We start from the raw sequence: 19,697 nt of genomic DNA, 5'->3' as shown, positions 1-19,697 counted from the left end.
CTTTTTACCAGATTTTGATACGTTCTTCTTCGGATTTATAATTTTCTTCGCCCTCCTTCACTTCAAAGGCCTCATAGAACGGGGTAAAATTCATTAAAGGACCGTTTACCCTCCAGATGGCCGGAGAGTGTGAATTGGTATTCACGTAGTTCCTCATAAACTCATCACGTACTTTTACGCGCCAAATACGGGCAATGGACATAAAGAACCGCTGGTCCGGGGTATATCCGCCAATTTTAACGGTATCCTGCCCTTGTTCCGTCATTTTAAAGGCATCATACGCAATTGAAATTCCACCGTTGTCTGCCGTGTTCTCACCAATGGTCATGGCACCTTTCAAGTGCACGGTATCCAACACGGTAAACGAGCTATATCTATCTATTAATTGTTGGGTCTTGCCCTTGAATTTTTCCAAATCTGATTTGGTCCACCAGTTTTTCAGGTTTCCTTCGCCATCGTATTGCGAACCATTATCATCGAACGCATGGGTAAGCTCGTGACCGATGACCATTCCGATTCCGCCATAATTCACTGCATCATCGGCGGCCATGTCAAAATAAGGGAACTGTAGAATCCCAGCAGGGAAAACAATCTCATTTAAAGAAGCATTGTAATACGCGGTTACGGTTGATGGCGTTGTGCCCCAAGCATCCTTATTCGGTGGTTTGTTCAAATATTGTACGTTATATTCGTAATTGTTTTCCTGTAGGGCTACCACATTTTCAAAGTATTGGTCTCTTGCAATTTCAACATCATATTCTCTCCAAACATCTGGATATGCAATTTTCTTGGTGATGGCATACAGTTTTTCCTTGGCCTTGGTTTTGGTGCTATCGCTCATCCAATCCAGTTCGGACATTCTGTTCTCGAAAGCTTTTTGAAGGTTGTTCACCAAATCCAAGACACGTTGTTTCGCGGCTTCATCAAAATATCGTTTCACGTACAATTGCCCCAAGGCAAAGCCTAGGTTCCTATCTACCTGTTGGGCCATGATCTGTGCTCTTGGTTGTTGTTCGGACTGCCCCAACAAAATTTTGTTGTATTCAAATAGGGCATCCTCAAAAGGTATGCTTAAAAATCTGGAGTAATTGTCCAGGGTATGTGCCTTTAGATAGGTTTTCCAATCATTCACAGAAACACTGCCCAACATACTGTTCAATTTATCGTAATACTCGGGCTGTCTCACATTGATGGAATCTGCCTCTAGCTCCAATTTTGATAGCATCGATGCCCAATCAATGTTTGGGTTTGATGCAGTAATAGAGGAAACCGCCAATTTATGATAGTTGGTCTGTGGGTCTCTCCTTTCGATACGGGTTTTATGCGATTCCGCCAGTTGTTTTTCTATATCGTACACCGTTTCTGCCTTTTCGGCACCATCTTCAATATCCGTTAAATCGAACAAGGTTGCCAAATAGGTTTTGTAGGCTTCCTGAATGCCAACTGTTGATTCATCCGTCTTAAAATAATAATCCCTGTCCGGCAGGCCCAGTCCTGATTGGCCGGCATGTAAAATATTGATCTGACTGTTTTTGTTATCGGGTGCCACACGTAGCCCCATGATGGAGTTATTTCCTTTAGAAATTTGTTCAGTGACAAAATCAATCAACTCCTTTTTGTTGGAAATGGCATCGATTTCTTCCAAAATAGGCTTTATGGGTTCATATCCACGCTGGTTAAGGGTGGCCGTGTCCATTCCTGATGCAAAGAAATCCCCCACTTTTTGTTCCACGGTGCCTTTTTCGTGCTCGGAGGATGAAACTTCTTCCAAAATATTCTGCAGCAATTGGCGCTGAGGTATGTTCAAGAAGCTGTAGGAACCTACACCGACCTGATCATCGGCAATTTGGATGGTATCGTACCATGTTTTGTTCACATGGTCAAAAAAATTATCGCCCGGTTTTATGGACTCTGTAATTCCTGTAAACGCAATTTTGGAGGGTTCTTCTTCTTGCTTTTTTTCCTGTTGACAAGATAGCAACAGCATGCCCGCGAGGGCCATTGTTATTGAGTATTTCATAGGGTTGGTTAATTTGCAACAAGGTAGCCAAATAAGAAGCACCATTGCTACTGGAATGTTTTAAAAAAATCATAAAATACCGTTGAAAAACCCCAGAAAATCAGCCAGTAAATTTTTAAAGCTTACCAAGCATTTTATTGGACAGCTCAACTAAATCCTCCTCATAGATTTCGTTTAAAAATTCCTTGTACGGGTCATTTCTTTTGTATTTCAGGGATTCTTGGGCTTTCTTTAAATTATTTTTTGCGTTGATGGTATCACCTACCTTTAAATAGGTCTCGGCCAAGCCGAAATAAGCTTCACAAGTTGTATCATATTGAACCAGACCTTTTTTATATGCCTCTATGGCGTCTTCATAATTTTCCAATTGATAATGACAAAGACCTTGATAGACAAATGCCTGCACATCTACCCAATCGGCACCTTGGTTTACCACACTCTTTTCAAAATGCTGCAATGCCAGTTGATAATCTCCCAATCCATAATAGCATTCCCCACGTAAAAAATCAATGTCCTCGCCCCATGGGGCATCCACTACCTCTGGAGTCATGGTGTCCAATCTGTCAAAATCCTCCAAGGCTGCTTGATAATCCCTGAGAAAACGAAGTTTCATATATCCTCGATAGCCCAAATGCTCCAAAGAGTTAAGTTCAACCGCTTGATTCAAATAACGAAATCCCGTGGCATAATCTCCTCTTTTATTAAAGGCTACAGAACGTTCAAAGTATGCCGAGGCATACTCCGGGTGTTGCCAATTGAGGACATCGAACATCGCCTGAGACAATTCATAGCCCTGCATGTTTCCAGCAATATTAAAACGTTTTTCTTTAGACTTAAAAACTAATTCATAGGCCACCAACCCAATATAAAAAGTGAAGATGGAGGCAAGGATTATTTTTATGGTTTTCAAAAAAACTTTCATATCCTAAAAAATATCGGTGATTGTACCATTCTCGATCTTAAATACAATCTGAGCATAACTATCCATAGGGTCATCCTGTATTTTACCCGGTACCCAACCATCTAGCTTGGTAATTAAGGTTCCAAAATGTTCCAAACCTTGTTTCGGCACTTCAACTCTACTCAAATTTGAATCAATCATATGAGCACGAAAATATCCAGTTTCCCCATGGCAATTGACCACAAATCGAATGGTCAACAAACCATTTGAAGGTAGGCCATCAGCATTTACATTGGGTAACAGTTTCTCTTTAATGGCTTTTTTACCTCCTTGAAAATAAGTGCCAACTTGGTAATACTGTAAAACTCGATAATCGCCACAAAGTTCAAAGTCTGAAGAATCAACAGTACCATCAAAGGAAATATCACCAACATGTTGGGTGAACTTAAAATAAAGCCAAAGTGACAACAGCCCAGCAATAAGAGAGCTGACCAATAGCCAGATATTGAGTTTGCTTTTAAAAAAAGACATGTTTTCGTTAATGGTTGATGGAAAGATACCAATAATGAATCAATTATGGTGCTTACTTTGTAAACTACCCCAAACCTTCAACCAACTGCAATGCCCTATCGATTTCTTCTTTGGAATTATAAATATGTACGGAATGCCGTATCATTTCGTTGCCCACCGAACGGGGCTGCAAACGTTCCTTATCCCACATGTATTTTTGAAGTTCAGGTCCAGACATGCCGGCCACACCATAGGTGGTGATCCCTGCGGCCATATCCTCATTGGTGGACGAATAGAATGTAACATGGTCCATTTCCTTGAGCCCGTCACGCAGGTGTTTGCCCAATTCCTTTACACGGCCCAACCACACATCATGGCCAATAGTGTTGAAGAAATCCACAGCTGCTTCATACCCAGCCATTAGTCCTGCATTTCCCGTTCCGTTCTGCATCAAACGGAAACCATGATCGTCTTGATTGTCCCAATTATAGCTGGCAATGGTGGTCCAGATATCGCTTACCACATCTTTGTTGATGTACAACAACCCACTTCCCGAAGGAGCCAACAACCATTTGTGCAAACTGGAGTAATACGCATCGCAACCGATGTCCTTGACATCCACAGGAATTTGACCAACGCATTGTGCTCCGTCCAAAACCGTGAAAATACCACGTTTTTTAGCTTCTGCACAGATTTCCTTGACTGGCATTACCGTTCCAAATCCTGAAATTATATGCGGTACTGCAATCACCTTCGTCCTTGGGGTGACCTCCTTGAAAATGGCATCCACGATTTCCTGCGGGTCGTTGGCAGGCTCTGGCATAGTGGCCTGCTTGTATACACAGCCTTTTCGTTTGGCCAACAATTGCCAAGCCCCAAAACCACCACCGTGTTCTTGATTGGTATTGAGCAGCTCGTCTCCTTTTTTTAGATTGAGTCCCATGCCAACGTAGTTCATACCGAATGTAGCGTTTTGGATCAGAGAAATTTCCTTAAAATCGCAATTGATGATCTTGCCCAATTTGGTACGAAGCTCTTCATACGGAAAATAACCGGTCAACAACTCCGGTCCCGAACCATTTTTATAGTCCACGGTAGCGGCTTCCACGTTCCAATGCATCATATGGTCGAACATTTTGTCTAGCACATATCCAGGCGTAGGCCCCATGGTTCCATTGTTAAAATAGGTTTGGCCTTCTTTGAGCGGAAATTGCTTTCGTACCATGGCCCAATATGTCTCGTCCTTGGGGGCATTGGTTTTCAATTCTGCGATGGACCAATCTTTTTGGGGGTCAAAAGAAATAAAAGGTAACGACATCATGGCTGCCGTGCCTTGTTTTAAAAATTTTCTACGTTGTGACATATGGGTTGGTTTTTGGTTATTGGTTGATTGAACATTGACATGGTTCATTGTTTGTTAGTCGTGAAAACCGAGTCCTTTCAATATCTTGGGTATATACTTCTCCACACGCGATACACGGGTCTTGGATTGTTTCGCTCCGGCGAAATAGAGCAAATACCCTTTTTGCCTGCCTGGAGTCAATGCTTCGAATGCTTCTTTCAAATCTGCATCGGCATCCAAACGTTCTTGGAATTCTTCGGGCACCTCATAATCCCTAATATTTTTATAAGTCACTTTTTTGCCCTGTTCATTAACTTCCAGTGCTTCAAAAATGTATGTTTTCAACACATCCTCCAATGCAATTATCTCTTCAATATTAGTAAACCGGATTACCCTGCCCGCTTGAGAATTTTTCCCCGGTTTTTTCAAAATTCCATTTTCATCCTTTAAGAGTGCTCCCTTAAAAAAACTAAGGATTGCATTTTCTTTAAAGGCCGCCACCATTGCTATCACATGGCCATTATGGGTGTAACAGGGCACGCTCCATTTCAATTCCTCCGTTAATCCACAGCTCAAAACAAGCTGTCTGAGATATTTCAGTTCTTGCTGCCAGCTATGTACTTTGCACTGCGGTGTGCCCCCCAAGGAGCATCTTCCACAACCTTCTTGTAAATACGAGTCAATTTCGGGATTCATAGGTGTGTCAAAAGATTAATTGTGGCCCCATTGGGATCTTTTACAAAGAATCGACGTACGCCCCAACTCTCGTTCCTCAATTCGTAAACTATACCGAATTCATTTTCTTGGGCCTGCTCGTACAATTTATCCACGTTGGACACCTCGATGGATATAAAGGATTCGTCAACTATGGGCTTATCATTCTTAAAGATATTGATTTGCGCCGTTGGATTTTCTTTGGAGGCAAATGTTATGACCCATCCAATATCCATCACCAATTCCATCCCTAGGAAATCCATATAAAACAATTTGCTTGCTTCGAGGTCATTGGAATGGATGTTGGGAACAATTCTATGCATTGCTACAAGGATTTATTTTAAAACTACTGTTCGTTATACCCTTTACCCTCAAAAATTTTGGGAATGGATTTTTCAATTCTGGCTATTCTGGTCTTGGATTGTTTGGCTTGGGAAATATGGAGCATATACCCGCGTTGTCGACCAGGTGTCAATGCCTTAAATGCTGATTTGAACTCTATATCCGAATCCATTTTCTTCTGAAGCTCTTCAGGCATATCAAACTCGGAGGTCTTTTTTAGTTTTACTTCCAAACCTGCTTTTTCCACTTCAATAGCTTCATAGATATAAGCTTTTAGAATTCTTTCTTGATCTATAATTTCTTCAACATCAGTAAATCTAATCTGGCGTGCGGACTGTACATTCTCGGTCTGCTGAACCAAAATATGTTCTGTGTCTTTCAACAAAACGCCTTTATGAAATAACAACGCACAATATTCCTTAAAACCATGCATCAAAAAAATATTGTTGCCATTTAAGGTATAGCAGGGCTTGCCCCATTTAAGCTCTTCGGTCAAACCCGTGTCGAGCGCAATTCTTCGTAATTCCCTGAATGCATTTTGCCATTGGGATGGCTTTTCAAAAAAGAAATCAACTTTTGGGTTCATGATATTTATTTTTGAGGGTTCCTTTCAAAGAAAATGTAAATTCTTTGAAAATGTGGTATCACTTCTACCCTTTTTACTTCATTACCTTTAAACAATCCCTTAAATTTAGGGAGCTAATTCAATACAATGAAAAATAAATTACTTCCCCTGCTCCTGCTGTTAGGAGTAGTCAGTGTCTCGGCCCAGGACAAGATCATTGGGTTCAGTGAAAAAGCTTCGGAAGCACAGACCCAACTCGAAGCTGAGTACGAAAAACAACTTTCCACTAAAAATTTGGACGAATGGATGAAGCTCATGGTGGCAGAACCACACTGGGTGGGTACCGAATATGGTGAAAAGAACGTAAAATGGATGGAAAAGCAGTTCAAATCTTGGGGCTACAAAACCAAGATTGACACCTACCATGTGCTTTTTCCGTATCCGAAAGTGCGCGTGCTGGAATTGACTGCACCGACCAAGTACACCGCTTCCTTAGAAGCCATTGCCGTTGAGGGCGACCCATACACCGCCCAAGGTGACAAATTGTTGCCCAGCTACAATGCTTTCTCCACCGACGGTGATGTTGAGGCCGATTTGGTCTTCGTGAACTACGGAATCCCCAGCGACTACGAAGAGCTCGAAAAATTGGGCATCGACGTTAAAGGAAAAATCGTGATTGCCAAGTACCAAGGTTCGTGGAGGGGCATCAAACCGAAACTGGCCGCAGAAAAGGGTGCCATTGGTTGTATTATCTACTCCGACCCTATGGATGATGGCTACTACCAAGGGGATGTGTACCCCAAAGGTCCGTACAAGAACAAAACCGGTGTACAGCGTGGTTCCGTAATGGACATGCCGTTATATCCCGGTGATGTGCTGACCCCCGGCTATGCCGCTACCAAGGATGCAAAGCGTTTGGACCGTGAAGATGCACCTACAATCACTAAAATTCCGGTATTGCCCATTTCCTACGAAGATGCACAGCCGTTGTTGGCTGCTTTGGAAGGCCCTGTTGCACCATCCAACTGGAGAGGTGGATTGCCGATTACCTATCATATTGGCCCTGGACCTGCCAAAGTGCACTTAAAATTGGAGTTTGACTGGCAATTGAAACCTGCCCACAACTTGATCGCTACGTTGGAAGGTGACGAGTTCCCGGACGAGTGGGTGATCCGTGGAAACCACCACGATGCTTGGGTACACGGTGCCAGTGACCCCGTGAGCGGTATGGTAGCTTTGATGGAAGAAGCCCGCGTAGTGGCCAAATTGGCTAAGGAAGGCAACAAACCCAAACGTACCTTGGTGTACTGTGCTTGGGATGCCGAAGAACCCGGATTGATAGGTTCCACCGAATGGGTGGAGGACCACATTCCCGAATTAAAGGAAAAGGCCGTGGCCTACATCAATACCGACGGGAATAGCCGTGGGTATTTGGGCGCTGGAGGTTCCCACTCTTTGGAGGCCATGGTGAGCCAAGTGGCCAATGCGGTGACCGACCCACAAAAAGGAGTTTCCGTTGCGGAGCGTCGCAAAGCGGCCAATGTAATGCGTGGTGGGGACAACTCGTTTAAACTGTCCGCATTGGGTTCAGGTTCGGATTATACGCCGTTTATCCAACACACAGGTATTGCCTCGTTGAACTTGGGCTACGGTGGTGAAGGTTCTGGTGGTGAATACCACACCATTTACGATACCTACACCCACTACACCCGTTTTAAAGATCCCGGATTCCAATATGGTGTTGCCTTGGCCAATACGGCTGGACGTATCTCTTTGCGTTTGGCAAATGCCGAAGTTTTGCCGTTTGAATTGACCCAATGGCACAGCACCATTGAAACCTATTTGGGCGAAGTGATGAAAACTTTGGAAACCATGCGTTCCGATGTGGAAAAACATAACAAATTGGTAAAAGCGGATACCTACGGATTGGTGATGGACCCAAAAAAACCTATCGCTCCCGCCAAAATGGAGGGCGAAGTACCTTATTTGGACTTCTCTCCCATCCAAAATGTGGTAGCGGAATTGAAGAAAAGTATCGAAACCTTTTCCAAGGCAGATGCATTGGCCCTGTCCCCAGCCAAAAAGGCACAACTGAACCAAGAGTTGATGGGCATGGAGCAAATATTGTTGCAGGATAAAGGGCTGCCCCGTAGAGATTGGTTCAAGCACCAAATCTATGCCCCTGGATTTTACACAGGGTATGGGGTAAAAACACTTCCAGGCGTGCGCGAGGCCATTGAACAGAAGGAATGGAAAGAAGCACAGGAACAAATTGGGGTATTGGCCACTACCCTAAAAGCTTTTGATGCGCAGGTGCAAAAACTGAACAGTATTGTGCAGTAGATAGATTTCTCCTGAATAAGCCAAGACCGCCCCTGCGAACAGCGTTTGGGGCGGTTTTTTTATGCCCAAATCACATTTTTGCTTTTTTCACGGGCATGGACTACCTTTCCCAGACCCAAAAATTAGAAACACCTACCATGAACGTACGGCTTACCAAAGACCAAAAGATAAAAGTGCTCAACTCTGCGGACATATATGCGATCATGCAACAGGTATTGCTGCGCGAAAACAAGATACGCCGCAACCAAGAGCATTTTTGGGTAGTGGGGCTCAACCACAACAACAAAATACTGTTTGTGGAGCTTATTGGATTGGGTGCCAGCAACCGCGTAAATGCCGACCCGCCCGATGTGTTCCGCATGGCGATCTACAAACTGGCCAGTAAACTGATCTTGGTGCACAACCACCCCAGCGGCACGCACGAGGTTACCGATGCCGACATTACCTTTACCGACCACATGCTAAAAGTGGGGAAACTCATAAAAGTGGAAGTGCTCGACCATTTGGTGATCACCGAGACCCACTACACCAGTTTTGCCGACCAAGGAGTTATGGACGAACTACAAAAAAGTGGTCTTTTTGAGATTATGGGCCCCGAAAAGCAAGAACTGGAACAATTTAAGATGGAAACCGAGAAAAAGCGGGCCAAAAAAGAAAAGGCGATTAGTATTGCCAAGAAGATGAAAGCTAAAGGCTACGACAATGTGACCATAAAAGAACTAACGGGGTTGAGTTTGAAGGTGATTGGGGGGGTGTGATTACTGCATCATTTTTTATTGCTAGTTTATCTCGGTAATTCTTTCAATCAAAAACTCAAAATCCGTAGTTTTCATATCCCTTATGCAGTAAAGGAGGGAAAGTTTTGCAATTCTTGAATTTGTAGCCACAATTTCTTCTCCCATTTCTAAACCTGAACCAGAAGAATAGGCAAACACGAAAGTAATCTTCCTGTTTTTAAACATTTCAACAAATTCCTCTTTAGTTAAATTTTGCTGCGCACCATTTTCAAAGTAACTAAGAGCTTCATCTTCATATTGTTTATGTGATATCACATCATAATATTTTTCTAAGGACTCATTATTATCTTCTCTTATAGCGTTAGTTAAAATTCTTGCCCCGCTTATTATTTGATTTGCTAAGACTCTTAAATCTCTTCCAAGACCCTTTTTTACATGATATAAATAAAGTGTATCATCCGTAATCCTGATTAAATCACAAATCTCAAGATTGTATAACAAGGCTTTATCTGCAACTAAGAATTTTGGGATTTCAGTGTAATGACTATTGTAAGCTCCCTCTGTTTCATGTTCATTGAAATCCCAATTTTCTAAATTTTCAGGAGGCATTAACAAACTAAAATTTATTCCTCCGAGATAACTGTTCAAATATTCATTGAATCCTTCTCGATATCTATACCATTGATTGTCTAATTTAAAAAACCTTTTTCCATCATACTCAATTTCGCCTCCGATCCATTGATCAAGACTTGCAGCCCGAGAAAAAGCTCCTTCCTCGTCTAAAGAGAATTCTCCGGTACAGTCTGTCATACTTTGAATAAAGCTATTTTCCGAGCTTGAATCAATAATATCTTCATCAACCAAAGTATTTATCAGTTCAATAAAACCAAAAGATTGCCCAAGGGGAATTTCTTTGAAGTCTCCCACGACATTAAATCTTACTTGTGCGGACTTCATGTAATTAAATATATCTGGATGATAAAAATCAACAGAATCTCCTGCAACATAAGCATCATAGGCCATTTTAATTAACTCCTGATCTAAATTATTCCCAATTGCTCTTAATTCGCTAAGAGACAATCTGTAGAATTGATTAAATTGAATTCCTTCGGTTTCTAGTAATTCTTCAATTTTATTAATTCTTTGAACTAATTCTGAAAAGTCAAAATTGGTTGATACTTCAAAAGATGAACTTCCTGAAATTGACACTTTGGTTATGTCTTCTCTTTTCTTAACAATTCCTAGCCTTTCAAAATGTTCCTCATCAATATTTGCTAGCATGGTTTTGTATATTTTTCCAAAATCATCTTCATAAACAAGATTATAGTCTTCTCTAAAATATCGTTCTGCCCCTAATACTGCACCAAAAACAGCTCTTTCTTCCAATTTCCTTATCTCCGTCACGTTCTTATCCACTAGTCTTGATAATACCTCCAATCCAAAAAAATTATCCATATCATCTTCAATTAAAAATCTACCGTAATAACCTTTTGAAACTGCGTATATCCTATTGACATTATATACAAATAATATGAATGCTGAGTATTTCGTCTGTAACTCTAATAAATCCTCCTCTCTTTCTGCTATCTCATTTAAAAAATTTAACCAATTTGGAGATTTTTCTTCGGTTGTGTAGATAAATAATCTTGATTCATAATCTTCATTTTCAGTATCAACATTGAGTTCAACTTCATTGAATTGATGTCCACTTTTATTATAGTAGGCATTAACCATATTTGTTATATACTCTTCAATATTTTCTGTTTCCTCCGTTATGATTTCTTGAATCCTGTAAAGTTTAGCGTTAACCCTATTAGACATAGAAAAAGTTTTGTGAATATGACCAAGTCATCATATTCGTTATTAAATCATTTTGAGTGAAATAGTACTTTGGGGGAGAATTTAAATATACTAAATATTAACACGTAACCGATTACACCAAACCGTAACCTCTTAAAAAAAGCCCTTTAGGGCTTTTTAAATTAATTTAAAATGTACATTGTTATCTTAATACCTCTGGAACATATTTTTTAAATGTTACCGTTACTGTATGTGTAGCTTTTTTACTCCATTTTTTGCCTCCAGATATGGTAAATGGAACTAATTCGTATTCACCACCACCATCAGTTTCTTTTTCTATAGCAAATGTAATTTTGACTGAAAATTCATTTAACCGCTCCTTATCTTCATCTTCCAAGGCTTCAATTTCATTAAGAGCGTTTATAATAGTTGAACTTAATTGATACTTAAAAATATCAGGTTTCGATTCTCCTTCTGCAATAGGATTTAAATCAGGATAAGTATATGTATATGTAATATTGTTAGTAGTTGATTTAGTCCATTTTCGTCCAATAGAAAAAATTAAAATTTTAATTCCAGCATTACTCGAATTTGAATTAGCTGATTCGAAATTAAAAACCATACTCTTAGGTTGATAATTTAAGGGATCCGCACCTTTCCTTCCTAAAATAATTTCACTTCTAGATTGAACCTCTTCAATCACTTCTTTTGACATAGTTAAAATTTTCTCCAAGGGAGCTGTTTTTGAATCAGTTTGAGCACCTCCCAAATAACCAAATAATAATAAAGCATAAATAATTTTTTTCATGATTTAAATATTAAGATTATACTATTGTTTTCTCAGGTTTAACCTGAATTAACGGGGGAAGATTTTACTAATTAACCTATTGATTTTCAAACATATAAATTTAAGTCATTAATAGGTTGCACAAAAACCTTAAAAATTTTAAAGGTTTTCCATAAAAAAGCCCTAAAGAGCTTTCCCCAACATTCCAAAAAATCCAACCACTCACCTCACCTTTTTCACCCCTCCTTAAAAATCCGTTGGCTCAAAACGGCCATTCCTCAATTCAAAAGGGGCATCCGTCAATTGAGTACGTAGAATTATTGCATATTGTGTAGTTTGGAAAAAAATTAAGAGTATGACTACACTTGAAACGATAAACGCCTTACAGATTTTTTGCTTAGTGGTATTGGGATTCATCATATTTATGGTGGGTTGGCTTTTGGGAGCAGAATTTTCCAGAAAATACAGATGTTAAAGCAATACACCAGGTTTTAAACCGTTCGTACACACCCAAACCTAATTAAACCTACTTAGCCATTTTTTGGAGAGACCCAAACATTCAAAGCATTCTAGCCTATATAGGAGATGGGCAGTACATTATACGAATAGATCGGTTGCGCAGCGGCGAAATCCGTTATCTGTGCTGGAACAAGCGTAACGGCATCCTCACCAAGCCCAACCTAATCCTTGGAAATGGGGAAATAAGGGAATCTGCCGAGGGTGAGACAACGGAATACGTGTTTCTTCACGAGGAAAGTACATTTTCGGTGGAGCACATTCATCCCAAAAAAAACGGGATGCCCAATTACTATTTTGTGGAGGTCACGGATAGGAACCAAAAAAAAAGTACTTGGAAAATGGAACAATTGCCCATCCCCAAGTACCTTGAATCATTATCTTAAAAAAGGGTTATCCCTTGTAAGTGACCCTGTAAATGGCATTGCCCTCATCGTCGGAGATGAGCAACGAACCGTCTTTTAGGAAAAGAAGGTCCACTGGCCTACCGAAGGCCTCTTGCGATTCTTCGTCCAACCAACCATCTATAAAAGGTTCGTAGCTTACGGCTTCGCCATTTTCCAGTTTTACCATGCTTATCCTATAACCCACTTTCTTGGAGCGGTTCCACGAACCATGCTCGGCCAAAAATGCCTGTCCGGTATATTGCTCGGGGAACATAGGGCCTTCTCCGAACTTAACGCCCAAAGCCGCTACGTGCGCCTGTAATGTCTGTGCCGGAGCAACAAAATCCGAACAAGGTCGCTGGTCTCCATACTCGGGGTCCTTAACGGTTCCACCATGGCAGAACGGATATCCAAAATGTTGGCCTACCTCTGTAAGTTTATTCAATTCTCCCGGGGGAAGGTCGTCGCCCATCATATCCCGGTTATTGTCGGTAAACCAAAGTTCCTTGGTCTCTGGGTGCCAAGTGAAACCTACGGTGTTTCGTACCCCGTTGGCCACGATTTCACGGTTACTGCCATCCAAATCCATTCGGGTGATGGAAGCATAACGCTTGTCCACAGTGGCACTATCACAAATATTACAAGGTGCTCCAACAGGTACGTAGAGTTTGTCGTCCGGTCCAAAGGCGATGTATTTCCAGCCGTGGTGGAACTCGGTCGGGTAGTCATCGTAGATCAATTCGGGTTCCTGTGGGTTTTCCAACTGCGACTCAATATCCGAATACTTGAACATTTTGCTCACTGCGGCCACGTAGAGGGCGCCATCCTTGAACGCAACGCCATTGGGCTGCTCCAAATCGGATGCAATGGTATAGGTTTTGTCAACCCTGTAATCACCATCGGTATCTTTTAGGGCATAGACCTTTCCTTCGTTACGGGTACCCACGAAAAGGGTGCCATCGGCCCCCATGGCCATGGAACGGGCTCCTTCAATATTTTCCGCATATACATCTATGCTAAAACCATCGGGCAGATTAAGGCGGTCCAATGGCAAATCTGTGGTGGTTTCGGTGTTTTCCGCTACTTCTTCTTGGGTTGATTCCTCTTGATTCTTCTTATTGTCCTTACAGGCTGCAAAAGCCCCCAAGAGCATCAACATAAATATTGACCGTTGGGTCAAAGTGTACATTTTCATTTTACTAGTTTAGATGTTTTAGTTTCTGAATCAATAAAGCTATGACAAAATGATGGAAAGTGGAAAGATATCCCTTGGCAATGGCAAAACTTGACGCCCTCCTCTCCTATTCTTTCTTTTTGTATTCGGAAAGGTTGCCCTGGTACCAAATATTGGTCCGTTGGCTACTGGAGACCGTGAGCCGGGCATTTCCGTTGGGATATAGCTGAGCGATAACTTGATAACTCTCGGAATCTTCGGTAATGTTGAAGCGCATGGTTTTCCCCGAATCCTTTTTGTTAGATGAAAAGGAAAGGTCTTTCGGGACACCTTCAAACTTGATTCCCGCCTTGTTCTGATTGTAATATCCGCCCATGCGCCGCTCCCCGAAAAAGGGCAAATCTGCCTTAACGCTGTCGCCCACCATACGCAAATAACCACCCGACCCGCTGATATCTATACGGCTGGCGGTACTGCCAAAGGGCAAAAGCCCAGCATTGGCAATGCTATTCAATCCTTGACTTGCCATGGGTTGGGCCCAATTGGCATCGATTTCAAATTGTTGGTCGGAAATCATTTTGTCCAAAGCAGCGATTGCTTCGGGGGATGCTTGGTCTTTGCTAGATGCACAGGCTACGGACGCTAATAGCAAAAGATAAGCTCCAAATTTTATAATATGCTTCATTGGTTTAGAATTAATTCGAAAGAAAATACGAAAAAGCCAAACCAATTCCGAGATAAATAACGGAGTATTAACGTTTAAAGCGCTCAAAAATAGCCAAGGTCTTTTTGGTATTGATGAAATAGACCCCGGTCAACAATATGGCAGCTGCCAGAATGGATTGAAGGGTAATCTGTTCATCCAAAAAATACCAACCCAACAATAGGGCCACAATAGGGTTCACGTAGGTTGATGTAGCCACTTTTTCCGGAGAAACGGTCTTGAGCAAATAGTTGAACGAGGTAAACGCCAAGATGCTTCCAAAAAAGATGAGCAACAACATCGAAATCTGCACATCGCCGCTCCAAGCCAATGGTGACGACCATTCTTCTCCAAACCCAAGGCTCATCAAACTTAAAATAAGGCCTGCAAAAAACATTTGATACCCGGTATTTACAAAGTAATTGGTCGGTAAATCTGCTTTGGCTACAAAAAGGCTTGCATACGCCCAACATAGCATACAAAAGAAAATCATTGCCATTCCCACAATGGATTCCTCTTGGGCTATAATCTGCTTTTGACTTACGAGCAAGTAGATACCTACGATTCCCAAGACCACTCCCACTACGGACATAGGCTGTATTTTCTTCCCTTGGAGTATACGCATCATCAAAAGGATAATGAGCGGTTGCGAAGAAATCTCTAGGGCCGCGAAGCCTGTATCCACATAGCGTAAGGCCCAAACCACGAGACCGTTGCCAACACTTAGAAAGAGTATGCCTGCCAATACAGAGTTTATAAGCTGTTTTTTGGTAATGCTTAGGGAAATCCCCATGATCTTGGCCAAGATAAAAATACAAAGACCAGCCACGGTGAATCTGCAGCTCGCCAACATGAACGGTTCAAGTTCCATGACAGCGATTTTATTCAACAGGTAGGTTGAGCCCCATATAAAGTAAATGGCAAAAAATGCCAGGATGACAAGTACGGAGTTTGAGGATTTTGCCATTGCGGGATACTGTTATTATCCTGCAATATTACGCATGAATATTGGGTGACAACCGTTTTGTTGAAAATTTAGAACAAAAAATCGCTTACAAGGGCTTTTTAAGGTCGAAGAGATAGGCCGCAAATTCGCTTTCCAATACTTTGAAACGATTCAAATGGGATTCGATTTCATGGGTGTCCGTTTCCGGTAAATCTACCTTTTGATTTCTTATTTTGGACAACAACCTATTTTGATGCTTCCTAAACTCTTGAATGTGTCTATTGAGCTCATAAAACTTTTCGAACCGCTGTGGACATTTGGGTTCAAAGGTGTAAGAATTTAATTTTTCCGATAGTCTTTGCACCATACGTTCGTTTCTTTCCACCCTTACAAGAAGTTCCTGTTTATGTTCAATGGTATTTGGGGATATATGTTGCATGGCTTACAAGGTTTTAATGGTGTAACGTGTTGTCCACTATTAAGTTAAAACAATTCTTGCAATACTAAAACGGCTTAACTCACATTTAATAGTTTATTTAACATCTGGCCATAAAAAAAGCCCGGTTTTATCCGGGCCTTATCTTTTAAAAGCAAGCAGTTCTTAATTTTCAGTCTGTTCTTTAGCTTCTTCCTTAAGTTCGTCGCTGGCAATAATGGCCAACTCCACACGGCGGTTGGCAGCTTTACCGGCAGCTGTTTCGTTGCTTTCGATAGGCTGGTCCTCACCATACCATTTAGTGGTGAAACGTCCGCTGGAGATTCCTTTGGACACCAAATAACTGGTTACGGATTGTGCTCTACGCTGAGAAAGGCTCATGTTGTACTCGGCAGCACCATCGGAATCGGTATGTCCTTCGACCAATATGTTGGTTTTTGGATATTCCATAAAGATTCCGGCCAATTTATCCAATGTAGTAGCTGAAGCTCCTTTGATATCGGCCTTGTTTGTATCGAAATAAACACCATTTTCTCCGCTAAAGGTCACATTGATACCTTCACCTACCCTTTGCACTTCGGCACCAGGGATTTCTTGTTCAATTTTTTCGGCCTGTCTGTCCATACGGTTACCAATGTACCCACCGGCAGCACCACCTACAACAGCACCGATAATGGCGCCAAGGGCAGTGTTTCCTTTACCTACATTGTTACCGATAACACCACCGATAACGGCACCACCACCGGCACCGATTGCGGCACCTTTTTGGGTGTTGTTCGCGTTTTTGACAGCATCACAGCTAATAATCATGGTCAACGCTAAAAAAGCAGTTGCACCTTTCAATAGAATATTTTTCATGAAATTATTTTTTTGAGAATTCGTAAACAATGGTCACACTTTGACCGTCAACCGATACATTGGAATTAAGGGTCATGGACTGTTCGGACAAACTGACAATGTTCAAACGGTACCCGTAACCTCCAGAGATGTCCTTTCGGTTTTCATCAATAAACTTGAACTGTAATTGACTCTGGTAATTTTGTTCCGGCTCCACAACGGACCATCTGAAAAAACGGTCCCCTCCTTGACAGAGCGAACTTGGGGCGATGGTGTAGCGTCCAGTACTATTGTTGTCCCTGAAAAACCACTCACTATCCTCAAAGCAGATATCCTCTGCATCGTTGAAGATGGTGGATTTAAAGTTTCCGGAAGCGTTTTGGTAATAAACATTGTCCAAATTCCAAGTTCCGCTGAACAAGTCTCGCTGTGTTCTAGCACTTTTGGAAACCGAACATGATGAGAGCAAAAGTCCCACCACTGTAATCAATAAGAGTGATCGTTTCATCATAGATAATTAAGTTAATGTTTAAGAATATACGTTTGGGGACGCATTTATAGTTGTTAAATTATAAAAAAAATGGCTAATCAACTTACTTTAAATGGGATAAACAACATATTAATATTGATACAGTTCAACTAATTCCGATTCGAACCGATTTTTGGGCAAATAGTTTGTTTCAAGTGATTTTGCAAAGGGAACCGGTGTTTCCAAACTCCCCACCCTTTTGACGGGAGCATCCAAATATTCAAAACAATTCTCCATGACCATGGCCGAAATATCGCTGGCAATACCTCCGAACAAAGTATCTTCTTGCAGCACAATCAATTTACCTGTTTTCTTCACCGATTGGCAGATAGATTCCAAATCCAATGGTTGGAGGGTTCTTAAGTCCAGTACATCGGCATCAATCTCCGGGTGTTTTTCCAAAACTTCCAAAGCCCAGTGAACACCAGCGCCGTAGGTGACCACGGTCAAAGCTTTTCCTTCCTTTAACAGCTTAGCCTTGCCAAAAGGCACTGTGTAATAATCGGTTGGAACATCACCTTTTATACTTCGATAGAGTCCTTTATGTTCAAAAAACAAAACCGGATTAGGGTCGTTTATGGCCGTGTTCAATAATCCCTTGGCATCATCTGGGAACGCTGGGTACACGACTTTTAAACCGGGCGTTTTCGTAAACCAGGCCTCGTTGGTCTGGGAATGGAACGGCCCCGCCCCTACACCCCCACCGCAGGGCATGCGTATAACGACATCGGCTTTCTCGTTCCACCTATAATTTACTTTCGCCAAATAATTTACGATTGGGTTGAAACCGGAGCTCACAAAATCGGCAAACTGCATTTCAACCACTGCTTTCATGCCATTGATGGATAGTCCCATAGCCGTGGAGACAATGGCCGATTCGCAAATAGGCGTGTTTCGAACCCTGCTCTTGCCAAATTTGGGCACAAAACCTTCGGTGATTTTAAACACTCCGCCATAATCTGCTACATCTTGCCCCATAATGATGAGTTCGTTGTGACGATACATAGATTGCTCTAAACCTTGGGAGATGGCATCGACAAACCGTATATTCTCTTTTGACTCTAATTTTGTTTCAATATGTTGGTAATCAAAACCATGATATACCTCTTTTAATTCTTTACTTTCAACTGAACTCACTTCATCTTCATCAAAAGCCAACTGTAAATTCGAGTTGATTTCCTCGGTGATTTCTTCTTTGAGGGTCTCAATGTACGCTTGGGTCAGCACTCCTTCCGCCAGCAGAAAGTCTTCATAATTGGAAATAGGGTCTTTTTTGCCCCATTCCCTCATTAACTTTTCTGGAACATATTTGGTGCCGCTTGCCTCTTCATGTCCTCGCATGCGGAAGGTCTTAAATTCCAACAAAACGGGTCTTGGACGCCTTCGTATAGCCTTGCACAATTCATCAACTTTTGTGTAGACCTCTAGAATATTGTTGCCGTCGATTATCCTCGATTCCATGCCATATCCCTTGGCACGGTCAGCTAAATTCTCACATCGGTATTGTTCATTGGTCGGTGTAGATAGCCCATAACCGTTGTTTTCAATACAGAACAACACTGGAAGGTTCCAAACGGAAGCCACGTTCAAGGCTTCATGAAAATCCCCTTCGCTCGTCGCTCCTTCCCCTGTAAAAACTGCGGTAACCCGTTTTTTTCTGCGCAGCATGTCCGCAAGGGCAATCCCATCTGCCACCCCTAATTGGGGGCCCAGATGCGAAATCATACCGATTATTTTATATTCTTGGGTCCCAAAATGAAAACTACGGTCCCTTCCCTGCGTAAAACCACTTTGCTTTCCTTGCCATTGGGAGAAAAGACGATTCAATGGAATGTTCCTGGAGGTAAAAACTCCAAGATTTCTATGCATAGGGAGAATGTACTCACTTTCCTTGAGTGCCTGTGTAACGCCGACAGAAATAGCTTCCTGACCAATTCCACTAAACCACTTGGAAATTTTGCCCTGCCGAAGAAGAATCAGCATTTTTTCCTCTATCATCCTTGGCTTCAACATGCCCTTGTACAACTCCAGCAACTTTTCGCGTTCCAAGCTGCCAACATGATACCTCATATCGTAAAAATTCTGTTGGCTAAAAGTAGTAAAAAGCCC

General features: G+C 41.8%; 19 protein-coding genes. 3 read left to right on the top strand and 16 right to left on the bottom strand.

Features of this window, described 5'->3' with window-relative positions:
- Window positions 1-4: 4 nt before the first annotated feature.
- From DCK90_RS16665 to DCK90_RS16635, 7 genes are all read right to left on the bottom strand, one after another.
- Window positions 5-2,020 carry a M13 family metallopeptidase gene (locus tag DCK90_RS16665; protein WP_108247334.1) on the bottom strand — a complete coding sequence of 672 codons (2,016 nt, stop codon included), beginning with the start codon at window positions 2,018-2,020 and terminating at the stop codon, window positions 5-7.
- A gap of 115 nt (window positions 2,021-2,135) precedes the next feature.
- Window positions 2,136-2,942, bottom strand: coding sequence for a tetratricopeptide repeat protein (locus tag DCK90_RS16660; RefSeq protein ID WP_108247333.1), 807 nt, complete (start codon window positions 2,940-2,942; stop codon window positions 2,136-2,138).
- Window positions 2,943-2,945: 3 nt separating this feature from the next.
- Window positions 2,946-3,452, bottom strand: coding sequence for a hypothetical protein (locus DCK90_RS16655; RefSeq protein ID WP_108247332.1), 507 nt, complete (start codon window positions 3,450-3,452; stop codon window positions 2,946-2,948).
- 64 nt (window positions 3,453-3,516) lie between these two features.
- Window positions 3,517-4,794 (bottom strand): aminotransferase class V-fold PLP-dependent enzyme, encoded by a 1,278-nt coding sequence (locus DCK90_RS16650; protein ID WP_159075872.1) that lies wholly within the window; start codon window positions 4,792-4,794, stop codon window positions 3,517-3,519.
- A 54-nt stretch (window positions 4,795-4,848) separates the two neighbouring features.
- The gene (locus DCK90_RS16645; protein WP_108247330.1) at window positions 4,849-5,469 is read right to left on the bottom strand and encodes a YdeI/OmpD-associated family protein; all 621 of its coding nucleotides are present in this window, start codon (window positions 5,467-5,469) and stop codon (window positions 4,849-4,851) included.
- Entirely contained in the window at window positions 5,466-5,810 is a 345-nt protein-coding gene (locus DCK90_RS16640) for a VOC family protein (protein ID WP_108247329.1), read from the bottom strand. Before DCK90_RS16640 ends, DCK90_RS16645 begins: the two co-directional genes overlap by 4 nt.
- A gap of 23 nt (window positions 5,811-5,833) precedes the next feature.
- On the bottom strand, window positions 5,834-6,415 hold the full coding sequence (locus DCK90_RS16635; protein ID WP_108247328.1) for a YdeI/OmpD-associated family protein: 582 nt from the start codon (window positions 6,413-6,415) through the stop codon (window positions 5,834-5,836).
- Between the two features lie 126 nt (window positions 6,416-6,541).
- Here DCK90_RS16635 and DCK90_RS16630 point away from each other — a divergent pair, with 126 nt between their 5' ends.
- Together DCK90_RS16630 and DCK90_RS16625 are read left to right on the top strand one after the other, a co-directional pair.
- On the top strand, window positions 6,542-8,737 hold the full coding sequence (locus DCK90_RS16630) for a transferrin receptor-like dimerization domain-containing protein (RefSeq protein ID WP_108247327.1): 2,196 nt from the start codon (window positions 6,542-6,544) through the stop codon (window positions 8,735-8,737).
- A 95-nt stretch (window positions 8,738-8,832) separates the two neighbouring features.
- Complete coding sequence (locus tag DCK90_RS16625) at window positions 8,833-9,495, top strand: JAB domain-containing protein (RefSeq protein WP_234414776.1); 663 nt, start codon at window positions 8,833-8,835, stop codon at window positions 9,493-9,495.
- 21 nt (window positions 9,496-9,516) lie between these two features.
- On the opposite strand, the gene DCK90_RS16620 is transcribed toward DCK90_RS16625, so the two are convergent.
- Window positions 9,517-11,295 carry a DUF6119 family protein gene (locus DCK90_RS16620; protein ID WP_108247326.1) on the bottom strand — a complete coding sequence of 593 codons (1,779 nt, stop codon included), beginning with the start codon at window positions 11,293-11,295 and terminating at the stop codon, window positions 9,517-9,519.
- A 181-nt stretch (window positions 11,296-11,476) separates the two neighbouring features.
- Window positions 11,477-12,082, bottom strand: a complete 606-nt coding sequence (locus DCK90_RS16615; RefSeq protein WP_108247325.1) for a trypco2 family protein — start codon at window positions 12,080-12,082, stop codon at window positions 11,477-11,479.
- 593 nt (window positions 12,083-12,675) lie between these two features.
- Between DCK90_RS16615 and DCK90_RS16610 the strand changes: the two genes are divergently transcribed.
- Entirely contained in the window at window positions 12,676-12,963 is a 288-nt protein-coding gene (locus tag DCK90_RS16610; RefSeq protein WP_108247324.1) for a hypothetical protein, read from the top strand.
- Window positions 12,964-12,970: 7 nt separating this feature from the next.
- Here the strand turns inward: DCK90_RS16610 and DCK90_RS16605 are convergent, their stop codons facing one another.
- From DCK90_RS16605 to DCK90_RS16575, 7 genes are all read right to left on the bottom strand, one after another.
- A complete protein-coding gene (locus tag DCK90_RS16605) occupies window positions 12,971-14,158 on the bottom strand; it encodes a PQQ-dependent sugar dehydrogenase (protein WP_108247323.1) in 1,188 nt (395 codons plus the stop codon).
- 106 nt (window positions 14,159-14,264) lie between these two features.
- Complete coding sequence (locus tag DCK90_RS16600) at window positions 14,265-14,822, bottom strand: DUF4251 domain-containing protein (protein WP_108247322.1); 558 nt, start codon at window positions 14,820-14,822, stop codon at window positions 14,265-14,267.
- A 67-nt stretch (window positions 14,823-14,889) separates the two neighbouring features.
- Complete coding sequence (locus DCK90_RS16595) at window positions 14,890-15,807, bottom strand: EamA family transporter (protein ID WP_108247321.1); 918 nt, start codon at window positions 15,805-15,807, stop codon at window positions 14,890-14,892.
- An 85-nt stretch (window positions 15,808-15,892) separates the two neighbouring features.
- Window positions 15,893-16,225 carry a P-loop NTPase family protein gene (locus DCK90_RS16590; RefSeq protein WP_108247320.1) on the bottom strand — a complete coding sequence of 111 codons (333 nt, stop codon included), beginning with the start codon at window positions 16,223-16,225 and terminating at the stop codon, window positions 15,893-15,895.
- A 162-nt stretch (window positions 16,226-16,387) separates the two neighbouring features.
- A complete protein-coding gene (locus DCK90_RS16585; RefSeq protein WP_108247319.1) occupies window positions 16,388-17,080 on the bottom strand; it encodes an OmpA family protein in 693 nt (230 codons plus the stop codon).
- A gap of 4 nt (window positions 17,081-17,084) precedes the next feature.
- Window positions 17,085-17,570, bottom strand: a complete 486-nt coding sequence (locus DCK90_RS16580; protein ID WP_108247318.1) for a lipocalin-like domain-containing protein — start codon at window positions 17,568-17,570, stop codon at window positions 17,085-17,087.
- Window positions 17,571-17,678: 108 nt separating this feature from the next.
- A complete protein-coding gene (locus DCK90_RS16575) occupies window positions 17,679-19,658 on the bottom strand; it encodes an alpha-ketoacid dehydrogenase subunit alpha/beta (protein ID WP_108247317.1) in 1,980 nt (659 codons plus the stop codon).
- Between the last annotated feature and the right edge of the window lie 39 nt (window positions 19,659-19,697).

Source organism: Muricauda brasiliensis (genome assembly GCF_003057865.1).
In the GTDB taxonomy this organism is placed as follows: domain Bacteria; phylum Bacteroidota; class Bacteroidia; order Flavobacteriales; family Flavobacteriaceae; genus Flagellimonas; species Flagellimonas chongwuensis.
The sequence above is the reverse complement of the archived record's forward strand: the minus strand, read 5'-3'. Positions and strand labels throughout refer to the sequence as shown.

Bases quoted from the DNA above. Each gene is read 5' to 3' on its own strand.
- DCK90_RS16595 (WP_108247321.1), bottom strand. From the start codon at position 15,807: ATGGCAAAATCCTCAAACTCCGTACTTGTCATCCTGGCATTTTTTGCC.
- DCK90_RS16625 (WP_234414776.1), top strand. From the start codon at position 8,833: ATGGACTACCTTTCCCAGACCCAAAAATTAGAAACACCTACCATGAAC.
- DCK90_RS16575 (WP_108247317.1), bottom strand. From the start codon at position 19,658: ATGAGGTATCATGTTGGCAGCTTGGAACGCGAAAAGTTGCTGGAGTTG.
- DCK90_RS16605 (WP_108247323.1), bottom strand. From the start codon at position 14,158: ATGAAAATGTACACTTTGACCCAACGGTCAATATTTATGTTGATGCTC.
- DCK90_RS16585 (WP_108247319.1), bottom strand. From the start codon at position 17,080: ATGAAAAATATTCTATTGAAAGGTGCAACTGCTTTTTTAGCGTTGACC.
- DCK90_RS16620 (WP_108247326.1), bottom strand. From the start codon at position 11,295: ATGTCTAATAGGGTTAACGCTAAACTTTACAGGATTCAAGAAATCATA.
- DCK90_RS16590 (WP_108247320.1), bottom strand. From the start codon at position 16,225: ATGCAACATATATCCCCAAATACCATTGAACATAAACAGGAACTTCTT.
- DCK90_RS16660 (WP_108247333.1), bottom strand. From the start codon at position 2,942: ATGAAAGTTTTTTTGAAAACCATAAAAATAATCCTTGCCTCCATCTTC.
- DCK90_RS16635 (WP_108247328.1), bottom strand. From the start codon at position 6,415: ATGAACCCAAAAGTTGATTTCTTTTTTGAAAAGCCATCCCAATGGCAA.
- DCK90_RS16640 (WP_108247329.1), bottom strand. From the start codon at position 5,810: ATGCATAGAATTGTTCCCAACATCCATTCCAATGACCTCGAAGCAAGC.
- DCK90_RS16615 (WP_108247325.1), bottom strand. From the start codon at position 12,082: ATGAAAAAAATTATTTATGCTTTATTATTATTTGGTTATTTGGGAGGT.
- DCK90_RS16650 (WP_159075872.1), bottom strand. From the start codon at position 4,794: ATGTCACAACGTAGAAAATTTTTAAAACAAGGCACGGCAGCCATGATG.
- DCK90_RS16665 (WP_108247334.1), bottom strand. From the start codon at position 2,020: ATGAAATACTCAATAACAATGGCCCTCGCGGGCATGCTGTTGCTATCT.
- DCK90_RS16645 (WP_108247330.1), bottom strand. From the start codon at position 5,469: ATGAATCCCGAAATTGACTCGTATTTACAAGAAGGTTGTGGAAGATGC.
- DCK90_RS16600 (WP_108247322.1), bottom strand. From the start codon at position 14,822: ATGAAGCATATTATAAAATTTGGAGCTTATCTTTTGCTATTAGCGTCC.
- DCK90_RS16580 (WP_108247318.1), bottom strand. From the start codon at position 17,570: ATGATGAAACGATCACTCTTATTGATTACAGTGGTGGGACTTTTGCTC.
- DCK90_RS16655 (WP_108247332.1), bottom strand. From the start codon at position 3,452: ATGTCTTTTTTTAAAAGCAAACTCAATATCTGGCTATTGGTCAGCTCT.
- DCK90_RS16630 (WP_108247327.1), top strand. From the start codon at position 6,542: ATGAAAAATAAATTACTTCCCCTGCTCCTGCTGTTAGGAGTAGTCAGT.